This window comes from Mesorhizobium sp. M0991 (assembly GCF_040318915.1).
GTDB lineage: Bacteria > Pseudomonadota > Alphaproteobacteria > Rhizobiales > Rhizobiaceae > Mesorhizobium.
Genome location: NZ_JAMYNE010000110.1, coordinates 1 through 569 on the forward strand (window position 1 = coordinate 1; position 569 = coordinate 569).

The 569-nt window shown below is 63.4% G+C and carries 1 protein-coding gene; it reads left to right on the forward strand.

What is annotated here, in order from left to right; all coding sequences use genetic code 11:
- The coding region (locus tag NKH70_RS35735; protein ID WP_353027481.1) for a zinc-binding dehydrogenase at nt 1-569 on the forward strand (569 nt) is incomplete at both ends.

The following is a 569-nucleotide window of genomic DNA, read 5'->3' on the forward strand; positions in this document are numbered from 1 at the left end:
ACGCCGGAATGCCGGCAGTGCCCGTCCTGCCTGTCGCGCAAGACCAACCTGTGCACCGCGATCCGCGCCACGCAGGGACAGGGCTTGATGCCCGACGGCACCTCGCGCTTCTCGATCGGCAAGGACAAGCTGTTCCACTATATGGGCTGCTCGACCTTCTCCAATTTCACCGTGCTGCCCGAGATCGCGGTGGCCAAGGTCAACCCGGACGCACCGTTCGACAAGATCTGCTACATCGGCTGCGGCGTCACCACCGGCATCGGCGCTGTGATCAACACGGCCAAGGTCGAGCAAGGCGCGACGGCGGTCGTCTTCGGCCTCGGCGGCATCGGCCTCAACGTCATCCAGGGCCTGCGCCTGGCCGGCGCCGACATGATCATCGGCGTCGACCTGAACAACGACAAGAAGGAATGGGGCGAGAAATTCGGCATGACGCATTTCGTCAATCCGAAGGAGATCGACGGCGATATCGTGGCTCATCTCGTCAACATGACCAAGCGCGGCGCCGACCAGATCGGCGGCGCCGACTACACGTTCGACTGCACCGGCAACACCAAAGTCATGCGGCA